Source organism: Gilvimarinus algae (assembly GCF_030518215.1).
Lineage (GTDB): Bacteria > Pseudomonadota > Gammaproteobacteria > Pseudomonadales > Cellvibrionaceae > Gilvimarinus > Gilvimarinus algae.
Map to the genome: position 1 here is coordinate 140,548 of NZ_JAULRT010000060.1, position 16,973 is coordinate 157,520.

Here is a 16,973-nt window from a genome sequence, read left to right on the forward strand (position 1 = left end):
TATTCCGCGCTGGGCTTGTTGCCGCTTTCATTGGCTCATTCTTTGTAAACTATTTTTTTCAAAACGAGCTCTTAGTATGGTTAATGATACTCATTGGTGTTTCTTGTACGATCTATAGCTTACTTTCAAATAAACTGGTTAGATGCAATGACTAAAACACATGTAACAAGTCAAGTCAGAAGGACGCGCTAAAGCGCGCCTCCGCTTGAGGCGTCAGGCCACAAAGAATGCCGAGTAATATTGAAAGATTAAGAGCTGCCATTGAAGAATGGCTAATTCGTAACGATTTAGACATCGATACAGGATTTTATTCGATTGAAGAGTGGCGCTTGAGAAATGAGGACTATCTAAACGATTCTGATCTGGTTCTTGTATTCGAGGGTGGGCTTCACACAATGCTAAATTTTGGCGGAGACACAGAAGAGTTCGACGATTATATCGAATCATTTGGATACTATTATGAACAAGGACATTCATGGAATATGGGGTTTTACCCGATTCCAGATTATGACTATACCCCGTTAGGAGGAAGTTACTCGCAAAAGCTAAGAGATCCGAGATGGAAAGAAAAATCGAAATTAGTTAAAGAGCGAGCAGGATGGAAATGCCAAGATTGTGGTGGTACAGATAGGTTAGAAACACATCATTGTTATTACACTGTAATGCGCGAAGGTAATGAACCATGGGAATATCCACTTAGTGCGCTAAGGTGTTTGTGTCACTCGTGCCACGAGGATAGAGCAAAAACTGAAAGCCGAATAAGAGCATACATGGCTAGGCTAACCAATGTTCAAATGAAGTCGCTTAAAGAAGGGCTAGATAGTGCCTTTTACTGGTTTGAACCAGATGCCGTTATCGACTTGCTTTCGAAACTTGGGCACAGCGATGAAAAAGTCGTTCTGGCTATAAATGATCTTCTTACGCGAAGAAATGAAACAGGACACTAAAGGCCTAACCAGTGCATCAAGATCGCTCACTCTCGTTCACTGGGACGCCGCTACCGCGGCGCCCCTTATGCAGGTCGTTATACAGATGGTGATCTAAGCGTTAAGTGTATTACGAGTGTCGAGCCATAATTTATGGACAGCGAAGTAAAAATTGGAAGCTATGTAAGGCTGTTAGAGGTGGAGTCTCATTGGTTTGAGTATGAGCCACCTGAATCGTACGAAGTTCTCCAGGATGCTTGTAGAGGCCCTCTTGAGGTAACTGATATGTATGACGGAAAAATTGAACTAAAGCTTCCGGCTACAAAAGATCATGATGGAAAGATCGCTGGTAATTGTATTACTACAATTACTGAAAAAGTCGAATTTGTACGGTAGTAAAAATGAGAATCATCCACTTAGCAAGTCACGGAACGCGAAATGTGAACTTAACCCGCTAAGGCGAACACCTCAGTATCGTGTGAAGTCCAGATAAAAGTGATGTGGATTTTCACTGGCAAACAGAGAATAGGAGAACAGGGAAGATGAAAAGAATAGCGATTTTTGCCGATGGAACATGGAATTCGCCAGAACAAGGCGAGCCAACAAATGTATTGCAAATGGCGAGATCGGTGAGGCCGCATGTTGCAGGTGTCGATCAGGTCGTATTTTATGATTGGGGAGTGGGCACAGATCGTAAGAAGCTATCCGGCGGTATTTCGGGCGAGGGCATAGATAAGAATATCATCGATTGCTATCGCTTTTTGGTTCATAACTACAACAAGAAAGACGAGCTGTATTTTTTTGGTTTTAGCCGTGGTGCCTACACCGTGCGCTCTTTATGTGGGTTCATTCGAAACTGTGGATTGTTGCGTCGTGAACATGCAGAAAAAATTAACGATGCCTATGAGCTCTATCGCAAGCGCACTAAGAAAAGCAGCCCCAACGAGTCCGAGGCAGTTAATTTCCGGAAGAAATACGCTTTAGAAGATATTACGGAAATAGATTTTGTTGGCGTGTGGGATACGGTGGGTGCATTAGGTATACCCGTGCCATTTCTAGGGAGTCTCGATACCAATAAGTATTTATTTCACGATACTGAGCCCAGCAAGATAGTTCGCCATGCCCGGCACGCGGTATCTATTGATGAAAACCGCGAGGATTTTGAGCCGACCCTCTGGGACGAAAAGCCGGGGTTGGATCTAAAGCAAGTCTGGTTCTCTGGCGTGCATTCTGATGTCGGTGGTGGCTACAGAGAAAAGGGGCTAAGTCATTGCGCTAGTGAATGGATGCTGAAAGAGGCCCAATCCACAGGCCTTAAGTTCGAAAAGCATTTTTTGGACGCCTTGGCTCCTGATCACACTGACAAACAGCACAATGAACGTAAACATTTCTATAAGCTTAGACAAAATTTCATCCGCACCATAAGCGGCCCCATCCATCTCTCAGTTAAAAAGCGCTGGGACTCAAATGCGTATAACTACCAGCAGAAGAGTAATGCCATTAGAAAGCTTCTGGAGTCAGTTGACGGGGATTGGTCGAAAGTACCGATAGTCAATTAGTTTTGCTAAATTATAACGGCCATCAAAAAGGCTTCGAAATTCCTATACTTATGGCAAAAACAGATTCTCTTTGGCCGGAGAGGCGCTGTTCGCAACTCGCATCGGCTTGCCAGCTTACACGGCGCTTGAGACGAAGGCTAAACTATATGGCTGGCCAAAAATTTGAACCCATTGATCCACCGATAAAGGTACAAGTTTATTTGTTTCCAACAGAAATCGGCGGTCGCCAAACGCCTGTTGTCCAGGGTGAGAAATTTCGGCCCGATATGTGTTTTGAGAAAAGCAATCAACAGTTTTGGGGGCAGCTGGACGTCACCTTACCAATACCTCCTGGTGGCCGTGGTGAAGCCTTTTTGGTTGGCAGCTATCCCCCTGACCTAAGCGCGAGCTTTAAAAAGGGTAGTGTTATTAAGCTAATTTATCAGCGATGTATCGGTACTGCGACCATACAATGAGACGTGCCTAACTCGAAGAGGGTAAATTGGGTTACCCTATGCCCAATAGATCACAGCAAATGACTTTTCGCTATGCCATCCCATAAAAACACAGCGCCTGGTGACCAGCCAAAGCCAACAATCATTCACTTGGAAGGACTGGCAGATAACCGTGGCTGCTTGTTGCCGGTGGACTTTTCCAGCCTGCCATTTGAGCCTAAGCGTATGTTCGTTGTCAGCGATGTGCCGGTCGGGTGTGTGCGTGGCGGCCACGGGCACCACACGGAGCACCAGTTGCTGATTGCGCTGCAGGGTGAGATCGACGTTGTGACACGCGATAGTTTTGGTGCCGAGGTGTTGCACCCGCTCAATACCCAGACGGTGGCGCTCTACCTGCCGCCCAAGTATGTTGCGTGGCAAAAGTATCTGAGCTGCCATGCCAGCTTGCTGGTGTTGGCCAGTAATTGCTATGATCCTGCGGATTATCTTTATTCAGACCTACCCTTGTCTGATTCGGCATGGGATAGATCTTAACCACCATGACTCCCCTGATAACGGTGTATCTCCCCGCGTGGCAGGGCATAAGCGTGTTTAAACGCGCGATGAGCTGCACTATCGTCCAGCGTATTGCCGGTAGCGGGCAGTGCTGGTGCGCCTGCCCACTGGCTCTCAAGCGATGAAGCGTGTTGCGGTACTCGGTGGCGGCATTATGGGTTGCTGCACTGCCCTGAGCCTCGCCCGCCGGGGCGCGTCGGTCACGCTGTTTGAGCAGCATCCCCGAATCATGGGTGAGGCAAGCCGCTGGAATGAGGGCAAGATTCACCTCGGTTATCTCTATTCCGGTTCGCGGGCGCTGGAAACGGCGAAAAAGGTACTGACCGGTGGCTTGCGGTTTCGGCCGATTGTCGAACAGCTTCTGGAAACCTCTATTGCCCCCTGGATAACCCCGCAAGCCGATAATTACCTCGTACACAAAAACAGCGTGGTGGGCCCTGATGCGGTGTGGGACTATTGCGCGCGGGTGACCGATCTGGTGCTTGCCCACCCGGATGTGGGCGATTATTTGCGTGGTATTTCGCGCGGGGATTTACGCCGTCTCGCCGCCTCTGACATCGACTTTGACTATAACCCTGAGCTGATCTGCCAGGCGATTCGCGTGCCGGAGTATTCCATTGATACCAACCTTTTCGCCGATGCGCTTGTGCGGCGGGTGTTGGCGGAGCCCTCCATTACCGTACTTACCGGGCAAGTGGTGCAAGCGGTTTGCACCGAAGACGAGAAGCTCAATCGCTACGGTGTGCAGACGGATCAAGGCCCGTTTACGGGGTTTGATGTCGTGATCAACGCCTTATGGGCGGGCCGGCCGTCAATCGATAAAACCCTGATGGGGCGCACCGATGTGAGTATGCATCATCGCTATCGGGTTTCCGCGTTTGTGGAATGCCCGCCCGACACGCCGCCTCACGCTTCGGCGGTGATCTGTGCCGGGCCCTTTGGCGACATCAAGCACTACGGCAATGGCCGCTATTATGTGTCCTGGTACCCGGCAGGCTTGCTCGCCGAGGGGCGGGACGCTCAGCCGCCCAAGACACCGCAGTTGTCTGTTGAGGGCGCAGACGCCGTTATCGCAAAGATTAAGGGCGGATTAAAAGACATTCTCCCTGGCGCGGCACGAATACTCCAGCAGGCGGAGAGGGCCGAGGTACAAGGTGGTTGGGTCTACGCCCAGGCGACGGGGAGCCTGGAAGACCCTAAATCGAATTTACACAGCCGGGATAAACTGGGCGTACTTCGTCACGGCAACTATATCTCTGTCGATACCGGAAAGTTTTCTGTGGCGCCCTATCTGGCCGAAGCGATTGCCGAAGCTTTGATTTGAGATCGGGGCGAAAAAAACTGCTTGATGGTTCTCTACTTAATTGAAGCAAGACGATATTATTGGCCTTGGCAATAAGTCATATGGAGTGGTAACGGTATGAAACCTTCTAAAGTATTGATGGCGGCGCTCTTACTTAGCATTTGTGTTGGAGTAAGTGCCGATGGGTCTTTCCGGCTGGAAAATGGAAAGTTAATTCAGGCGGGTGCGAGCAAACAGGAGGTCATATTGATCGCCGGGGCGCCCGCCTACCAAGAGGTAGAAACCATTGCGGTCGATGACGGCTCTGCCGCAGCGCCGTTAAAACGAGAAGTGCTGACCTACCGCCTCTCCAACTCGGCCGGTAGCGCGTCGCTGGTTGTGATTACCGTTGAGAACAACGTGGTGGTGTCCGTGCAGTCAAAACAAGATGATCGAACCTGATCGGTGTGACTGTGTGTTGAACGCTGTACAGCGCTTTTAGTCTTGGTGCACGTGTCGCTTCTCTGCAGTCATTATCGTTTAATAAAAGTTCAGTGCACCGCCTGACACATATTCTGTGCAGGCGGTTTTCAACAGTCTGCTAGGTCTTCAGGCATTTCCCCAAAAAGGGCAGAGCCCGCTCGGCCATACGGCCCTGGAGCCCCCAGTTTCTGTCCCAGGGGCCGCCGCCGTGTTCCTCGGCCATGTGTTCTATGCCGTAGTCGGCCAGCAAACGGGTAAAGTCCTGGTTGCCGTAGACGTGGTCCGGGTTCGGGTCCATACGCCCCCAGTCAAACCCCAGTGCGCACAGCTGCTTCAGGTTGGCGGCGTAGTCGGGCAGCATTTCATTGAGCAGAAAGCCGCGGCGCAGATTGCGGGTGTGCTCAACGTTGACCTGTAGCTTGCCGTCAATGTCTTCCACCATAAGGTCGGCGTAAAACGGCGGCTTGTTGGGGTTGGGCAGGTAGCCCTGGGCCATCAGCATAAACACTTCAGAGTAAACGTTGCTTTTCAGATCATCCCAGCTGGTGGCTGCGTTCATTTGCGCCCAGTCGGGCCGCGAACGCATGAGCACTTCACCTATGCCATTGGCCACCGGGTGCAGGGCATAGACGCTGGCAAAGGTGTCTGGGTAAAACATGGCGAGCTTGAGTGCGCCGTAGGCGCCCAGCATATCGCCACTGAGGGCGCGGCCTTTGGCACTTTTTACGGTGGGGTAACGAGCGTCGATCAAGGGCACCAGTTCATTTTTGATGTGGTCGAGCCAGCGACCGCTCTCACGCGCATTGCCTAGCATGGTGCCCATGGTATTGGTAGTGAGGTCGGGTACGACCGCGATAACCGGTGGAATATCGCCGCGCTCAATGGCTTGGTCGAGTACTTCATTGAATTTATTCACGCTGAAGACCCTGTCGCCAGACCAGCCCAAGTTGTGCAAATAGTAGATAACCGGATAGCGGGCGGAGGGGGTGTAGTTGGCCGGTGTGTACACCATGATCCGCCGGTGTGGGCTGATGCCGATGATGTTCTCAGCCAGCACCGCTGACTCAAACTCAAGACTTTCTACCTTGCCCGCAGCGACGGCCGGCGGTGGCAATAGCAGGGCGATAAGCGTGATCAAAATGGCTAACGTGGGTTTCATGGTGTGCTCCTTAAGACGAGGCTGGATCGGAGCTTTAGGCTAGGCGTAAGCAGGGGGCGGCGCGTCCGGCCCGCGCGGGGCGGACCCTATCCGCTGCCTTGCACGTGTTAGCTGTTGCGGTACTCGCCGGGCGTCATGCCCAGTTCGCGCTTAAAGGCGGAGTGAAAGGTGGATTTGCTGTTAAAGCCGGCGGCAAAGGCCAGCTCGGTAATGGCGCTGGCCGGCTCTGCTTTTAGTTGGTTGGCGACATGTTGAACCCGGTAGCGGTGCACAATTTCATAGAAGCGGGTGTTGAGACTTTCATTGATGACTTGGGTGACGTAGCGCGGAGTTTCGTTAATGTGCTGGCTGAGCAGGCGCAGGCTCAAATCGTCGCGCAAATAGAGCTGGTCAACTTCAAGTGCGTGCTGGATTTTATCGGCGATACGTGTGGCGTCTTTGTCACTCAGCCCCGAGTGGCGGTAGCGGGGTTTTGGGTTACCGGCTTCGGAATCACCGGATGGGCCCAAGGTATCCAAAAGCGCCTGGTCTGCCTGGCTGAGGGGCAGGGTTTGCCGGATAACCAGTAGCAATACGGCGCAGGTGGTGAGGACCTCCACGGCGGTAAACAGCAAGCCGAAACCAAAATCCTCGCCCAGCAGCAGGCAATGTAGCGTGCGCCCCAGGCTGATCAGCCAGTTGGTGGCGACCACCACAACCAGCCAACGCAAAGCCAGCAGTGGGCCTTGGGGCGCTTTGGCAAACAGGGTGCGTACGCTGTGATTGTGGCGCTCAAGCACGCGGGAGATTCGCCGCAGATAGTAGGGCACTTGCAGGGTAAAAATGGCGATGGCAAGCAGCATGGTGCCGTGTATCCACAGTGAGTTGGCCGGTGAGGCCGGCGCCTGAGGGTTGGCGAAGGTCGCCCCCCAGTGGCTCTGCAATAACAGCGGCAGGAGCAGCGCCCAGGCGGCGAGGACGGGGAGACAATGCCCGGGCCAGAGCTCGGTGAGCTGTGGGCGTTTGCGTTCGGTGAGTTCGCGCGCCAGTAACCACAGGCAGGGCGCCACCAGCAAAGACAGGCCCATTACCAGGGTTAGCCAGAGAGCCTTAAACGGGCTACCGGGGTGGAGCATCAGCCACTCGGCGATAAAGCCTGCCAGCTCCAGCGCCAGATAGGCGACGAAAAACCGTGTGCGCAGGGGTGAGCCCGACCGCGCCGCAATCGCTGAGCACAGCGCGCAAACGGCCAGGGCGATGGCAAACAGAGAGCTTTGCACTACCAGCATGGCAAGAGCGTCAAGTGAAAACGAAATAATGCCGCCTTGTTGCAGAGGAATCAACTGTGCTTCCCGCCACCATCGCGGGCGCCGCTAGACGCAAAGCCGCCCCTGCATTCAATCGGGTCTATCTTGAGCCGTTGCACTGAAGTTGAGCCGTACGCACGGCGCTTAAGCCGTAGGCACAGTGCCGCCATCAATCACGTACTCGGTGCCGGTGATGGACGCCGCCAGGGGTGAGGCGAGAAAGGCGATCAGGTTCGCGACTTCAGCGGGTGTAGAGGGGCGTCCCAGCGGAATGCCGCCCAAGGATTCCATAATGATTTTCTTACCGCCCTCAAGGTCGGTTCCCGCCTGATCGGCAAGCCGTTTTATTAAATCCACCGATGCCTCAGTTTCCACCCAGCCAGGTGATACGCGCACTACCCTGACGCCTTTGGGCGACACTTCTTTTGACAGGCTTTTACTGTAGGTCGACAGGGCGGCTTTCGCGGCTGCGTAGGCGGTGGTTGATTCTGGCAACGGCAGCTCGTGTTGAATGGAGGTGACATGAATGATCACGCCAGCGCCCTGAGCAAGCATGGCGGGCGCCAAGGCGCGGTCCAGGCGCACCGCCGGGAACAGGTTGAGGTTAAGCTCCTGTTGCCAGATCTCTTCGCTTAACGCCGTGAAGCCGCCTGCCGGTGCAGCGGAGCCGCCCAAAACATGAATGATGATATCCAACCCACCCAGGCGCTCATTGACCTCATCGGCAAGCGCATTACAGCCCTCGATGGTGGTTAAGTCCGCGCCGATAAACAGCTCCTTTGGAAAGTCCGAGGGCTGCGACCTTGCGGTGGCGAGCACCTTTGCGCCCTGCTCGCGAAAAAGCTCGGTGACGGCTCTGCCAATGCCTTTAGTGCCGGCGGTTATCAGTACGCGTTTGCCGCTAAGTGCTAAGTCCATGCCCATTAGCCAATCTCCAGTGAGTGGATTTTTCGGTCAGCGAGCAGAAAGTGGTAGTTGAGGGATATGGGGCTGCCGGGGAAGTTTCCGGTGACTTTTGCAGTGACCACGGCCGTGTTGTTTTCGTGCACTATGGTGATGGGCTCGGCCGTGTAGTTATATTTTTCCCGTGTTTCGAGCGCCCAGGATTCAATGGCGGTATGGCCCTGATAATGGCCGCCCTCGTCTAGGACAACGGCGTCTTGGGTGAAGCACTCTTTAAGCCGATGTGCAACTGACTGGTTGCTGGCGATGAAATAGGTTTCGATAGGTTCGGGTAAAACAAGTGTCATGATTATTTCCTCCGTTGGTACTCTTGCTCAGGCAAAATAATCTTCCTAGACTTACTAATAATCAAGAACGCACTAAAAAGTAAGTGACGAACCCATGAGAAAGATTTATACCCCGTCTAGCGCGGCGAGCGATGTGTTGGAGGTGATTCAGATATTGGAGGGGCGGTGGAAGTTACTGATTCTCTTCCATCTGTTTGACGGCAAAGTGCAGCGCTATTCCGACTTCGAGAAACTGATTCCGGGGATTTCGCAGAAGATGCTGGCTCAACAACTGAGAAAGCTCGAGGCGGATGGAATTGTGGCGCGCAAAGTCTATCCGCAGGTGCCGCCCAAGGTTGAGTATAGGCTGACCGATTGGGGCCAGGCGCTGTGTCCAGCACTGGACGCGCTCTTGAGTTGGGCTGAGCAAAAGGATCACTTCGCTCCGCCAGCGAGTTAAACCGTTTTTGCGCGTGATGCGCTGTCAAATTTATGGGGGTTCTTTATACGGCTGCACTAGCTACCTGAAGTCGTTCTAAAACCGTTCAAGAGGAGTCAGAAGTGAAACCATATGGACATATTCAGTCGAAGAATCTGAAGGTAATGCTGTTTGTGGCACGTCTGCTCGTATTCTTAAGTGGCGTTTTATGCGTGCTTGGAATCGCGTATTTGATCTTGAGTGCTTTTTCTTTGAACGGCTTTATCGCTGGGCTTGCCGTTGGACTGAAAATAATTCTATTGTCTTTAGCCCTGTTAACGGCATCTTCTATTCTGGCTGCCATCACTTCATTTGAAGAAAGCTATAGGATAAAGGTGCAGTATCTGATCAGCAACAATTGAACATAAGCCTCTAGCCTGCATGGCTAAAGCGCGGTGCTCTGGAAAAACAAAGCCCGCAAAAAGCGGGCTCATTAAACGCCAAAGCGAAATCAGGTCTACTTGCGCATACCTTTACCGGTAGCGGCCCAGTAGAGCCCACCGTAAATGTGCTCCAGAAACAACTTGTCTTCAAAGGTGGCGGGTACGTGGCCGAGGCCCGTGTAGAAGGCGCGGCCGCCGTCGTACTCGTGATACCAGGCAATGGGGTGGAAGTCGCCCATGCCCTTGCCTTTAACTTTACCCCAGTCGGCCGCAGGGTCGTAGGTACTCTCATCAATAGAGAGAATGTAGTTCAACCCCTCTATGCGCTCGGCGCCGAACTCGTAGAACTCATCGGTCCAGAGGAAGGTATCGGGCATGCGCTCCACGCCGGGGAATGTCCGATCGATAACGTCGATTTCCGCGGTTTGAATGGCCGGGTGAATGTGGAAGGTGCGGCCTACCATTTTGGTGTACCAGTCCCACTCGTATTCGGTGTCGGAAGCCGAGTGGATGCCGACAAAGCCTTTGCCGGATTGGATAAAGCGCTCCATGGCGGCTTGCTGCTCATCGTTGAGGATGTCAGCAGTGGTGTTGAGAAACACAATGGCGTCGTAGCTTTTCAGGCGCTCGTCGTTAAAGACGCTGGACATTTCGTGCCATTCGAGCTTGAAGTGATGACGCTCGGCCATTTTCTTCATGGCGGTGACGCCGGCGTTAATGGATTCGTGGTGCCAGCCGCCGGTTTTGGTAAACAGCAGTACACTGAATTGTTCAGCCAGAGCGGGCAGGGCGGCCGTGAGTAGACTGGCCAACAGGGCCAGCCGGGCGGTGAGTTTTTTCATGGCATTCTCCGTTATTGTCTTATCGATCAGGGCGTTAAGTAAAAGTTGTTGTGGGCCCTGGAGCAACCTATTACCGGCCTAAGATAAACGTCACCCGTAGGGCAGACAAGACCGCGGCCGGAACCTTAGCACTTATTAACCTGAGCAGCGGCGCTGTTAACGCACTGGACGCGCGCTAATCAATACCCAGCTCGGGCCATAGCGCGTCGACCCGGTCTTTGACCGCCTGACCCATGACGATGGGTTCGCCCCATTCGCGCTCGGTTTCACCGGGCCATTTGTTGGTGGCGTCCAGCCCCATCTTAGAGCCCAGGCCGGAGACGGGGGAGGCAAAATCCAGATAATCGATGGGGGTGTTTTCCACCAATGTAGTGTCCCGCGCCGGGTCCATACGGGTGGTAATGGCCCAGATCACGTCTTTCCAATCGCGGGCATTGACGTCGTCGTCGGTGACGATCACGAACTTGGTGTACATAAACTGCCGTAAAAACGACCACACACCCATCATGACCCGCTTGGCGTGGCCCGGATACTGTTTTTTCATGGTGACCACCGCCATTCGGTAGGAGCAACCTTCTGGTGGCAGGTAAAAGTCCACAATTTCCGGAAACTGCTTTTGCAGCAGCGGAATAAACACCTCGTTTAATGCCAGGCCGAGCACGGCTGGCTCATCCGGCGGGCGACCGGTGTAGGTGCTGTGGTAAATGGGTTCTTTGCGGTGGGTGATACGGGTAACGGTAAACACCGGAAAGGTGTCCACCTCGTTGTAGTAGCCGGTGTGGTCGCCGTAGGGCCCCTCGGGCGCGGTGTCGTCCGGGGCAATGTGGCCCTCTAAAATAAACTCGGCCGAGGCGGGCACTTGCAGCTCGTTATCGCCTGCTTTGATCACCTCGGTTTTCGCGCCTCTTAACAGCCCGGCGAAGGCGTATTCGCTCAGGGTGTCCGGCACGGGGGTGACGGCGCCGAGAATGGTGGCCGGATCGGCGCCCAGGGCAACGGCCACTGGAAAGGGCTCGCCCGGATGCGCCTGTTGCCACTCGCGAAAATCCAGCGCGCCGCCGCGGTGGCTGAGCCAGCGCATGATCAGGCGGTTCTTGCCGATTTTCTGCATGCGGTAGATGCCGAGGTTTTGCCGCTCTTTGTGCGGGCCGCGGGTAATCACCAGGGGCCAGGTCACCAGTGGACCGGCATCGCCAGGCCAGCAGGTTTGAATGGGTAACTGGTTCAGATCAACCGCATCGCCTTCAAGCACGACATCCTGGCAGGGCGCTTTTTTTAACACCTTGGGCGCCATGTTCAGCACTTGCTTGAAAATAGGCATTTTGTCCCAGGCGTCTTTTAACCCTTTGGGGGGCTCCGGCTCCTTTAAAAAGGCCAGCAGCTTGCCTACCTCGCGCAGCGCAGCCACGGAGTCTTCACCCATGCCCAAGGCCACGCGTTCGGGTGTACCAAACAGGTTGCCCAGCACCGGAATATCGTAGCCCTTGGGGTTTTCAAATAGCAGGGCGGGACCACCGGCGCGCAGAGTGCGATCGCAGATTTCGGTCATCTCCAGATTGGGGTCAACCTCGGCGGTGATGCGTTTGAGCTCGCCGCGCGCTTCCAGCTGAGAGATAAAATCGCGAAGGTCGGTGTATTTCATGGCTAATCCGAGGTTCGGGCGTGGGTAAGAGGCGAAAAGTATAACGAAAAACGGGGAACACCTGGTTCCCCGTTTTTTTGTGAGCCGCTTAGCGGTTCATTACTTTCTCTTCATGGACAGGAAGAACTCATCGTTGGTCTTAAAGTCTTTGAGCTTGTCCACCAAAAACTCGGTGGCGGCTACGTCTTCCATATCGTTGAGCAGGCGGCGCAGAATCCAGGAGCGCTGCAGCTCGTCTTCTTTCATCAACAGGTCTTCGCGACGGGTGCCGGAGCGGCGCACGTTGATGGCCGGATAAATTCGCTTCTCGGCAATCTTGCGGTCCAGGTGCAGCTCGAGGTTGCCGGTACCTTTAAACTCTTCGTAGATGACCTCATCCATTTTCGAGCCGGTGTCGACCAGTGCGGTAGCGATAATCGACAGACTGCCGCCCTCTTCAATGTTACGGGCCGCACCAAAGAAGCGCTTGGGGCGCTCCAGTGCGTGGGCGTCCACACCACCGGTGAGTACTTTACCGGATGAGGGGATAACGGTGTTGTAGGCGCGCGCGAGACGGGTGATTGAGTCCAGCAAAATAATCACGTCTTTTTTGTGCTCTACCAGGCGCTTGGCCCGCTCGATCACCATATCGGCCACTTGCACGTGACGGGCCGGCGGCTCATCAAAGGTAGAGGCGACCACTTCACCGCGCACAGAGCGTTGCATTTCGGTGACCTCTTCCGGACGCTCGTCAATCAGCAGCACAATCAGGTGACACTCGGGGTTGTTGCGAGTGATGGCCTGGGCAATGTTCTGCATCATGATGGTTTTACCGGCCTTGGGTGGCGCGACGATCAGACCGCGCTGGCCTTTACCGATAGGGCTGATCAGATCGATGATGCGGCCGGTCAGGTCTTCGGTAGAGCCGTTACCGGCTTCGAGCAGCAGGCGCTCGTTGGGGAAGAGGGGAGTCAGGTTTTCAAACAGGATTTTATTGCGGGAGCTTTCGGGCTTGTCAAAGTTAATCTCGTTAACCTTGAGTAGGGCAAAGTAGCGCTCGCCTTCTTTTGGTGGGCGAATCTTGCCCGCAATGGTGTCACCGGTGCGCAGGTTAAAGCGGCGGATCTGGCTCGGTGAGACGTAGATGTCATCTGGCCCTGCGAGGTATGAACTGTCGGCCGACCGCAAGAAGCCGAAGCCGTCCTGCAGAATTTCCAATACGCCGTCGCCGTAGATGTCTTCACCGCTTTTCGCGTGGCGCTTGAGGATATTAAAGATGATGTCCTGCTTGCGCGAGCGGGCGAGGTTTTCCTGCCCCGTTTCGCGGGCGATATCAATCAGTTCTTCAATGGGTTTCTTTTTAAGATCGGTAAGGTTCATACAGTTGGACTTAAGGTTGAGTAGATTGTTTATGCAGGGGTTAGGGCCGAGAGGCCTTGGCATTGTTTGGGTTGCGGCGCGATAACGCCTGTTTCAGCCGCGCGTATATTGTTGTTTTGTCGCGCAAACTGCAATTACGTTTTTGTTACAGCGTACCCGGTTCGCCGGATAACCCACAGAGCGATCGACTGAAAGCTGGAGTAAAAATGCAGGGAATCTTTGAATCGGCCCAAATCTGGCGGGTTTGCGTGACGCTGATACTGGGCTGAGCCAACGAGAGCTGTAACAGGTGTTCTGGAGTATAGCGGTAAAAATCCGCAAGTGCAAAGTTTCCTGCAGATGGCTTAACCATCTGCAGGAAAGCGGGTGACTCAGAGCACAGATTCGATAAATTCTACCAGCTGAGGGCGCGACAGGGCGCCGACTTTGGTGGCTTCGACGCTGCCGCCTTTAAAGACGATGAGTGTCGGAATACCGCGAATGCCAAACTTGGCCGGTGTTTCCTTGTTGGCGTCCACGTCCATTTTGGCGATTTTGATTTTGCCCTGATATTGATCCACCAGCTCGTCGAGCACGGGGGCGATCATTTTACAGGGGCCGCACCAAGCTGCCCAAAAATCGACCAGTACAGGCAGGTCAGACTGCAGCACATCGGCGTCAAAGGAATCGTCGGTAACGTGAACAATGGCGTCGTTACTCATAGTCAAAAAGTCTCCAAACCCGCAGTGGGGTGTTTAAGTGTTCTGTGCATTGGCAATGCCCTGCACCAGTAGATGGGGACGGAAGAGCGGATTTAAAGCTCTTCGATAGGGCTGAATAATAAGGACTGGATACAAACCGATCAAGCCGCAATAGGCTATAGCGGTAATATAGCTGGCCTATTGGGTGCTTGGCCGGCTGAATGGAGTGGCGCCGCTCAGGATTCGGCGGCGCGCGAGTCAATGCCCCCGCCGGGCGCCAGGCCGAGTTTATCCAGTGCGCGCGAGAGGTTGTCGAGGGTGATGGGCTTGCACAAAAAGTGATCCATGCCGCAGGCAAACACCGCTTCGCGATGCTCTTCAAGCGCGTGAGCGGTGAGCGCCACAATGGTCGTGGCCGGAAGGCCGTTGCTTTTTTCAAACTCGCGAATGGCGCGGGTGGCGGCAAAACCGTCCATTTCGGGCATTTCGCAATCCATCAGAATCAGGTCAAAAGCGGGTTCGGCGGCCATCACCGCGTCAAAAGCCTCGCTGCCGTTTTCTACCATTAGTGGGTCCACCGAGAGCTTGCTCAACAGCCCTTTGATCACCATGCGGTTCACGGCATTGTCCTCGGCCACCAGGACATTGAGGTGCGCGAGCGAGCGGTGGCTGTCTGGCGCTTTATCGGGGCGAGCCGTGTCGGCGCGGGCGGGCACTATGCCCAGCGCCGCGCACAGCGCAGAAAACAGTTGGCGCTCAATAAGGGGTTTGCGCAAGGTGCGGGTGATGGCGAGGCGCTCAAGTGCCTGAGGGTTGATGGGCTCGTCCGAGCCAGTGAGCAGGATGATGGGTAAATCGTCATCAGAGTGATGGCGGCGAACGCGCTCGGCCAGCTGCAGTCCGGACATGGCCGGCAGCTGCTGGCAAATCACGGCAAAATCAAAGGCGCTGTCCCCATCCAGATGTTCGAGCGCGCTGCTGGCACTCGGCAGGCTGACCAGCTCAACCTGCCACTGGTCGCAAAGTCGCCGTGCCAGCTCGCGCAAGGCCTCGCTGTGATCGACCAGCAGCAAGCGGCGCCCGGCCAGCGCTGTGTCGGTGTCGAGTTTGGCCGCCTGAGTTTGCGAGGGGGCAAAGCAGGCGGTAAACCAAAAACGCGAGCCCTCGCCTTTGGTGCTGGTGACACCAATGTCGCCGTGCATAAGCTCGGTCAGGCTCTTGCAAATGGCAAGACCCAGGCCGGTGCCGCCGTAGTTACGGGTGGTGGAGCTGTCGGCCTGATTAAAGGCGTTGAACAGGTGCACCTGAGCCTCGGGGCTGATACCGATGCCTGTGTCGGTCACTGCAAATTCGAGTGTGGGCAGGGCCGCCGTGGAGCCGCTGGCCTCTTTGACTTCAAGGGTGACCGCGCCGGCGGTAGTGAATTTAAAGGCGTTGCCCACCAGGTTGGTGATGATTTGCCGCAGGCGCGTGGGGTCGCCCCGCAGGCGGGTGGGCGTGTCGGGTGCAATGTGGCAGTAGAGCTCGATGCCGCGTTTGTTGGCGGTGGCGCCAAACAGTTGTATACAGTCTTCCATCAGCGCCTGTAGATCAAACTCGGCGGTTTCCAGCTGCATCTTGCCCGCCTCGATTTTAGAGTAATCGAGGATGTCATTAATGATGTCCAGCAGGGTTTCACCCGAGCGGTGAATCACATCCAGGTAGTGTTTCTGGTTGTCGTCCAACGGGGTGTCGCGCAGCATATCCAGCATGCCGATCACCCCGTTCATGGGAGTGCGAATTTCATGGCTCATGGTGGCCAAAAACTGACTTTTGGCCCGGCTGGCGTCTTCGGCGGCGAGCTTCTGGCGCCGGGTTTCGAGCTTTTCTTCTTTTTCGGCGAGCAGGGCCAGCTCAATGGAGCGGCGCTGCTCAATGTCATCGAGCAGGGTTTCACGCATGTGGTTGATGGCATCGGTGACGTTGTCCAGCTCGTCCGGATGCTTGTCGGTTTTGATCCGGCTGAGGGTGAGCGGGGTGGCCAGTTTGTTCAGATTAAGCTGGCGGGCGTACTGGGCAATGGTGTCCATATGCCGGGTGAGCAAGGTGTGAATCAGCCAGAGAATCAGCAGCGAGACCAGCAGGGTCTTAGTGAACTGAATCAGCGCGATAAACAGCGCGCGCTCCCAGAGCTTGTCGTAAATGCTAGAGAGGTTGGCGGTGATGGTGAGAGTGCCCAGGTGCTGAGGGGCGGTGGTGTCGTCCTGGTAGATCAGGTCGTAGTGTTTGGTGAGAAAGCGCGCCGGGCTTTCGGCGATTTTGTCGGCGTTGATGCCGGGCTTGGCGGCGATCAGGGTTTGGGGCTCGTTGTTCCAGTCCTGCCAGTCCACCTGCACCTGTACCACGTCGATCACATCGAGCACGCTGTAGACCTGAATTTGCAGCTGCTCCTGATCAAAGCCCCAGAGGCTTTTTGTGATGCTCGCAAGGGTGCTGACACGCACTTGGTCCAAGCGTTTTTCCAGCGCCGAGACATCGTCGTTAAAGCTGGCGTACAGCTGCAGGACAATGGCAATCAGGGTGATCAGTGAGCTGCAAAGAATAATGAGCCCCAGCAGGCGGGTCGCGATGGGATTGTCGCGGGCATAGCGGGTAAAGGGCAGCATTGATTCGACAACTTACCTGTTCAATAGCGTT

The 16,973-nt window shown here is 54.6% G+C and carries 17 protein-coding genes; 8 read left to right on the top strand and 9 right to left on the bottom strand.

All coding sequences use genetic code 11. From position 1 onward, the window contains the following. Positions 1 to 227: 227 nt before the first annotated feature. The 6 genes from QWI16_RS13260 (at position 228) to QWI16_RS13285 (ending at position 5,218) form a co-directional block, all read left to right on the top strand. Entirely contained in the window at positions 228 to 947 is a 720-nt protein-coding gene (locus tag QWI16_RS13260; protein ID WP_302713871.1) for an HNH endonuclease, read from the top strand. Positions 948 to 1,468: 521 nt separating this feature from the next. Then, a complete protein-coding gene (locus QWI16_RS13265; RefSeq protein WP_302713873.1) occupies positions 1,469 to 2,485 on the top strand; it encodes a T6SS phospholipase effector Tle1-like catalytic domain-containing protein in 1,017 nt (338 codons plus the stop codon). Positions 2,486 to 2,631: 146 nt separating this feature from the next. Then, the gene (locus QWI16_RS13270; RefSeq protein ID WP_302713874.1) at positions 2,632 to 2,940 is read left to right on the top strand and encodes a hypothetical protein; all 309 of its coding nucleotides are present in this window, start codon (positions 2,632 to 2,634) and stop codon (positions 2,938 to 2,940) included. A gap of 72 nt (positions 2,941 to 3,012) precedes the next feature. Further along, positions 3,013 to 3,453, top strand: coding sequence for a sugar 3,4-ketoisomerase (locus QWI16_RS13275; RefSeq protein ID WP_302713876.1), 441 nt, complete (start codon positions 3,013 to 3,015; stop codon positions 3,451 to 3,453). Between the two features lie 115 nt (positions 3,454 to 3,568). Beyond that, entirely contained in the window at positions 3,569 to 4,798 is a 1,230-nt protein-coding gene (locus tag QWI16_RS13280; protein ID WP_302713877.1) for an FAD-dependent oxidoreductase, read from the top strand. 96 nt (positions 4,799 to 4,894) lie between these two features. Continuing rightward, positions 4,895 to 5,218, top strand: coding sequence for a hypothetical protein (locus tag QWI16_RS13285; protein ID WP_302713878.1), 324 nt, complete (start codon positions 4,895 to 4,897; stop codon positions 5,216 to 5,218). A 139-nt stretch (positions 5,219 to 5,357) separates the two neighbouring features. Here the strand turns inward: QWI16_RS13285 and QWI16_RS13290 are convergent, their stop codons facing one another. The 4 genes from QWI16_RS13290 to QWI16_RS13305 all read right to left on the bottom strand — a co-directional run bounded on the left by QWI16_RS13290 (position 5,358) and on the right by QWI16_RS13305 (position 8,934). Further along, a complete protein-coding gene (locus QWI16_RS13290) occupies positions 5,358 to 6,398 on the bottom strand; it encodes an alpha/beta hydrolase (RefSeq protein ID WP_302713880.1) in 1,041 nt (346 codons plus the stop codon). A gap of 107 nt (positions 6,399 to 6,505) precedes the next feature. Then, positions 6,506 to 7,720: an AraC family transcriptional regulator gene (locus tag QWI16_RS13295; RefSeq protein ID WP_302713882.1), complete on the bottom strand. Its 1,215-nt coding sequence runs from the start codon at positions 7,718 to 7,720 to the stop codon at positions 6,506 to 6,508. Between the two features lie 108 nt (positions 7,721 to 7,828). Beyond that, a complete protein-coding gene (locus QWI16_RS13300) occupies positions 7,829 to 8,602 on the bottom strand; it encodes an SDR family oxidoreductase (protein ID WP_302713884.1) in 774 nt (257 codons plus the stop codon). A 5-nt stretch (positions 8,603 to 8,607) separates the two neighbouring features. After that, positions 8,608 to 8,934: a nuclear transport factor 2 family protein gene (locus QWI16_RS13305; protein WP_302713886.1), complete on the bottom strand. Its 327-nt coding sequence runs from the start codon at positions 8,932 to 8,934 to the stop codon at positions 8,608 to 8,610. A 94-nt stretch (positions 8,935 to 9,028) separates the two neighbouring features. On the opposite strand from QWI16_RS13305, the gene QWI16_RS13310 reads away from it, so the two are divergent. Both QWI16_RS13310 and QWI16_RS13315 read left to right on the top strand, forming a co-directional pair. Then, positions 9,029 to 9,373 (top strand): winged helix-turn-helix transcriptional regulator, encoded by a 345-nt coding sequence (locus QWI16_RS13310; protein ID WP_302713887.1) that lies wholly within the window; start codon positions 9,029 to 9,031, stop codon positions 9,371 to 9,373. A 101-nt stretch (positions 9,374 to 9,474) separates the two neighbouring features. Continuing rightward, a complete protein-coding gene (locus QWI16_RS13315) occupies positions 9,475 to 9,753 on the top strand; it encodes a hypothetical protein (protein ID WP_302713888.1) in 279 nt (92 codons plus the stop codon). 95 nt (positions 9,754 to 9,848) lie between these two features. Here the strand turns inward: QWI16_RS13315 and QWI16_RS13320 are convergent, their stop codons facing one another. The 5 genes from QWI16_RS13320 to QWI16_RS13340 form a co-directional block, all read right to left on the bottom strand. Continuing rightward, entirely contained in the window at positions 9,849 to 10,616 is a 768-nt protein-coding gene (locus tag QWI16_RS13320; RefSeq protein ID WP_302713890.1) for a ThuA domain-containing protein, read from the bottom strand. Between the two features lie 175 nt (positions 10,617 to 10,791). After that, positions 10,792 to 12,258, bottom strand: coding sequence for a 4-hydroxy-3-polyprenylbenzoate decarboxylase (ubiD, locus tag QWI16_RS13325; protein ID WP_302713891.1), 1,467 nt, complete (start codon positions 12,256 to 12,258; stop codon positions 10,792 to 10,794). A gap of 99 nt (positions 12,259 to 12,357) precedes the next feature. Next, positions 12,358 to 13,617 carry a transcription termination factor Rho gene (gene rho, locus QWI16_RS13330; protein WP_302713892.1) on the bottom strand — a complete coding sequence of 420 codons (1,260 nt, stop codon included), beginning with the start codon at positions 13,615 to 13,617 and terminating at the stop codon, positions 12,358 to 12,360. A 371-nt stretch (positions 13,618 to 13,988) separates the two neighbouring features. Next, positions 13,989 to 14,318, bottom strand: a complete 330-nt coding sequence (gene trxA / locus QWI16_RS13335) for a thioredoxin TrxA (RefSeq protein ID WP_302713893.1) — start codon at positions 14,316 to 14,318, stop codon at positions 13,989 to 13,991. A gap of 215 nt (positions 14,319 to 14,533) precedes the next feature. Then, positions 14,534 to 16,942, bottom strand: a complete 2,409-nt coding sequence (locus tag QWI16_RS13340) for a response regulator (RefSeq protein ID WP_302713894.1) — start codon at positions 16,940 to 16,942, stop codon at positions 14,534 to 14,536. Positions 16,943 to 16,973: the final 31 nt, after the last annotated feature.

Coding starts and splice junctions, on each gene's coding strand:
- QWI16_RS13260 (WP_302713871.1), top strand. CDS start 228: ATGCCGAGTAATATTGAAAGATTAAGAGCTGCCATTGAAGAATGGCTA.
- QWI16_RS13265 (WP_302713873.1), top strand. CDS start 1,469: ATGAAAAGAATAGCGATTTTTGCCGATGGAACATGGAATTCGCCAGAA.
- QWI16_RS13270 (WP_302713874.1), top strand. CDS start 2,632: ATGGCTGGCCAAAAATTTGAACCCATTGATCCACCGATAAAGGTACAA.
- QWI16_RS13275 (WP_302713876.1), top strand. CDS start 3,013: ATGCCATCCCATAAAAACACAGCGCCTGGTGACCAGCCAAAGCCAACA.
- QWI16_RS13285 (WP_302713878.1), top strand. CDS start 4,895: ATGAAACCTTCTAAAGTATTGATGGCGGCGCTCTTACTTAGCATTTGT.
- QWI16_RS13290 (WP_302713880.1), bottom strand. CDS start 6,398: ATGAAACCCACGTTAGCCATTTTGATCACGCTTATCGCCCTGCTATTG.
- QWI16_RS13300 (WP_302713884.1), bottom strand. CDS start 8,602: ATGGACTTAGCACTTAGCGGCAAACGCGTACTGATAACCGCCGGCACT.
- QWI16_RS13305 (WP_302713886.1), bottom strand. CDS start 8,934: ATGACACTTGTTTTACCCGAACCTATCGAAACCTATTTCATCGCCAGC.
- QWI16_RS13310 (WP_302713887.1), top strand. CDS start 9,029: ATGAGAAAGATTTATACCCCGTCTAGCGCGGCGAGCGATGTGTTGGAG.
- QWI16_RS13320 (WP_302713890.1), bottom strand. CDS start 10,616: ATGAAAAAACTCACCGCCCGGCTGGCCCTGTTGGCCAGTCTACTCACG.
- ubiD (WP_302713891.1), bottom strand. CDS start 12,258: ATGAAATACACCGACCTTCGCGATTTTATCTCTCAGCTGGAAGCGCGC.
- rho (WP_302713892.1), bottom strand. CDS start 13,617: ATGAACCTTACCGATCTTAAAAAGAAACCCATTGAAGAACTGATTGAT.
- trxA (WP_302713893.1), bottom strand. CDS start 14,318: ATGAGTAACGACGCCATTGTTCACGTTACCGACGATTCCTTTGACGCC.
- QWI16_RS13340 (WP_302713894.1), bottom strand. CDS start 16,942: ATGCTGCCCTTTACCCGCTATGCCCGCGACAATCCCATCGCGACCCGC.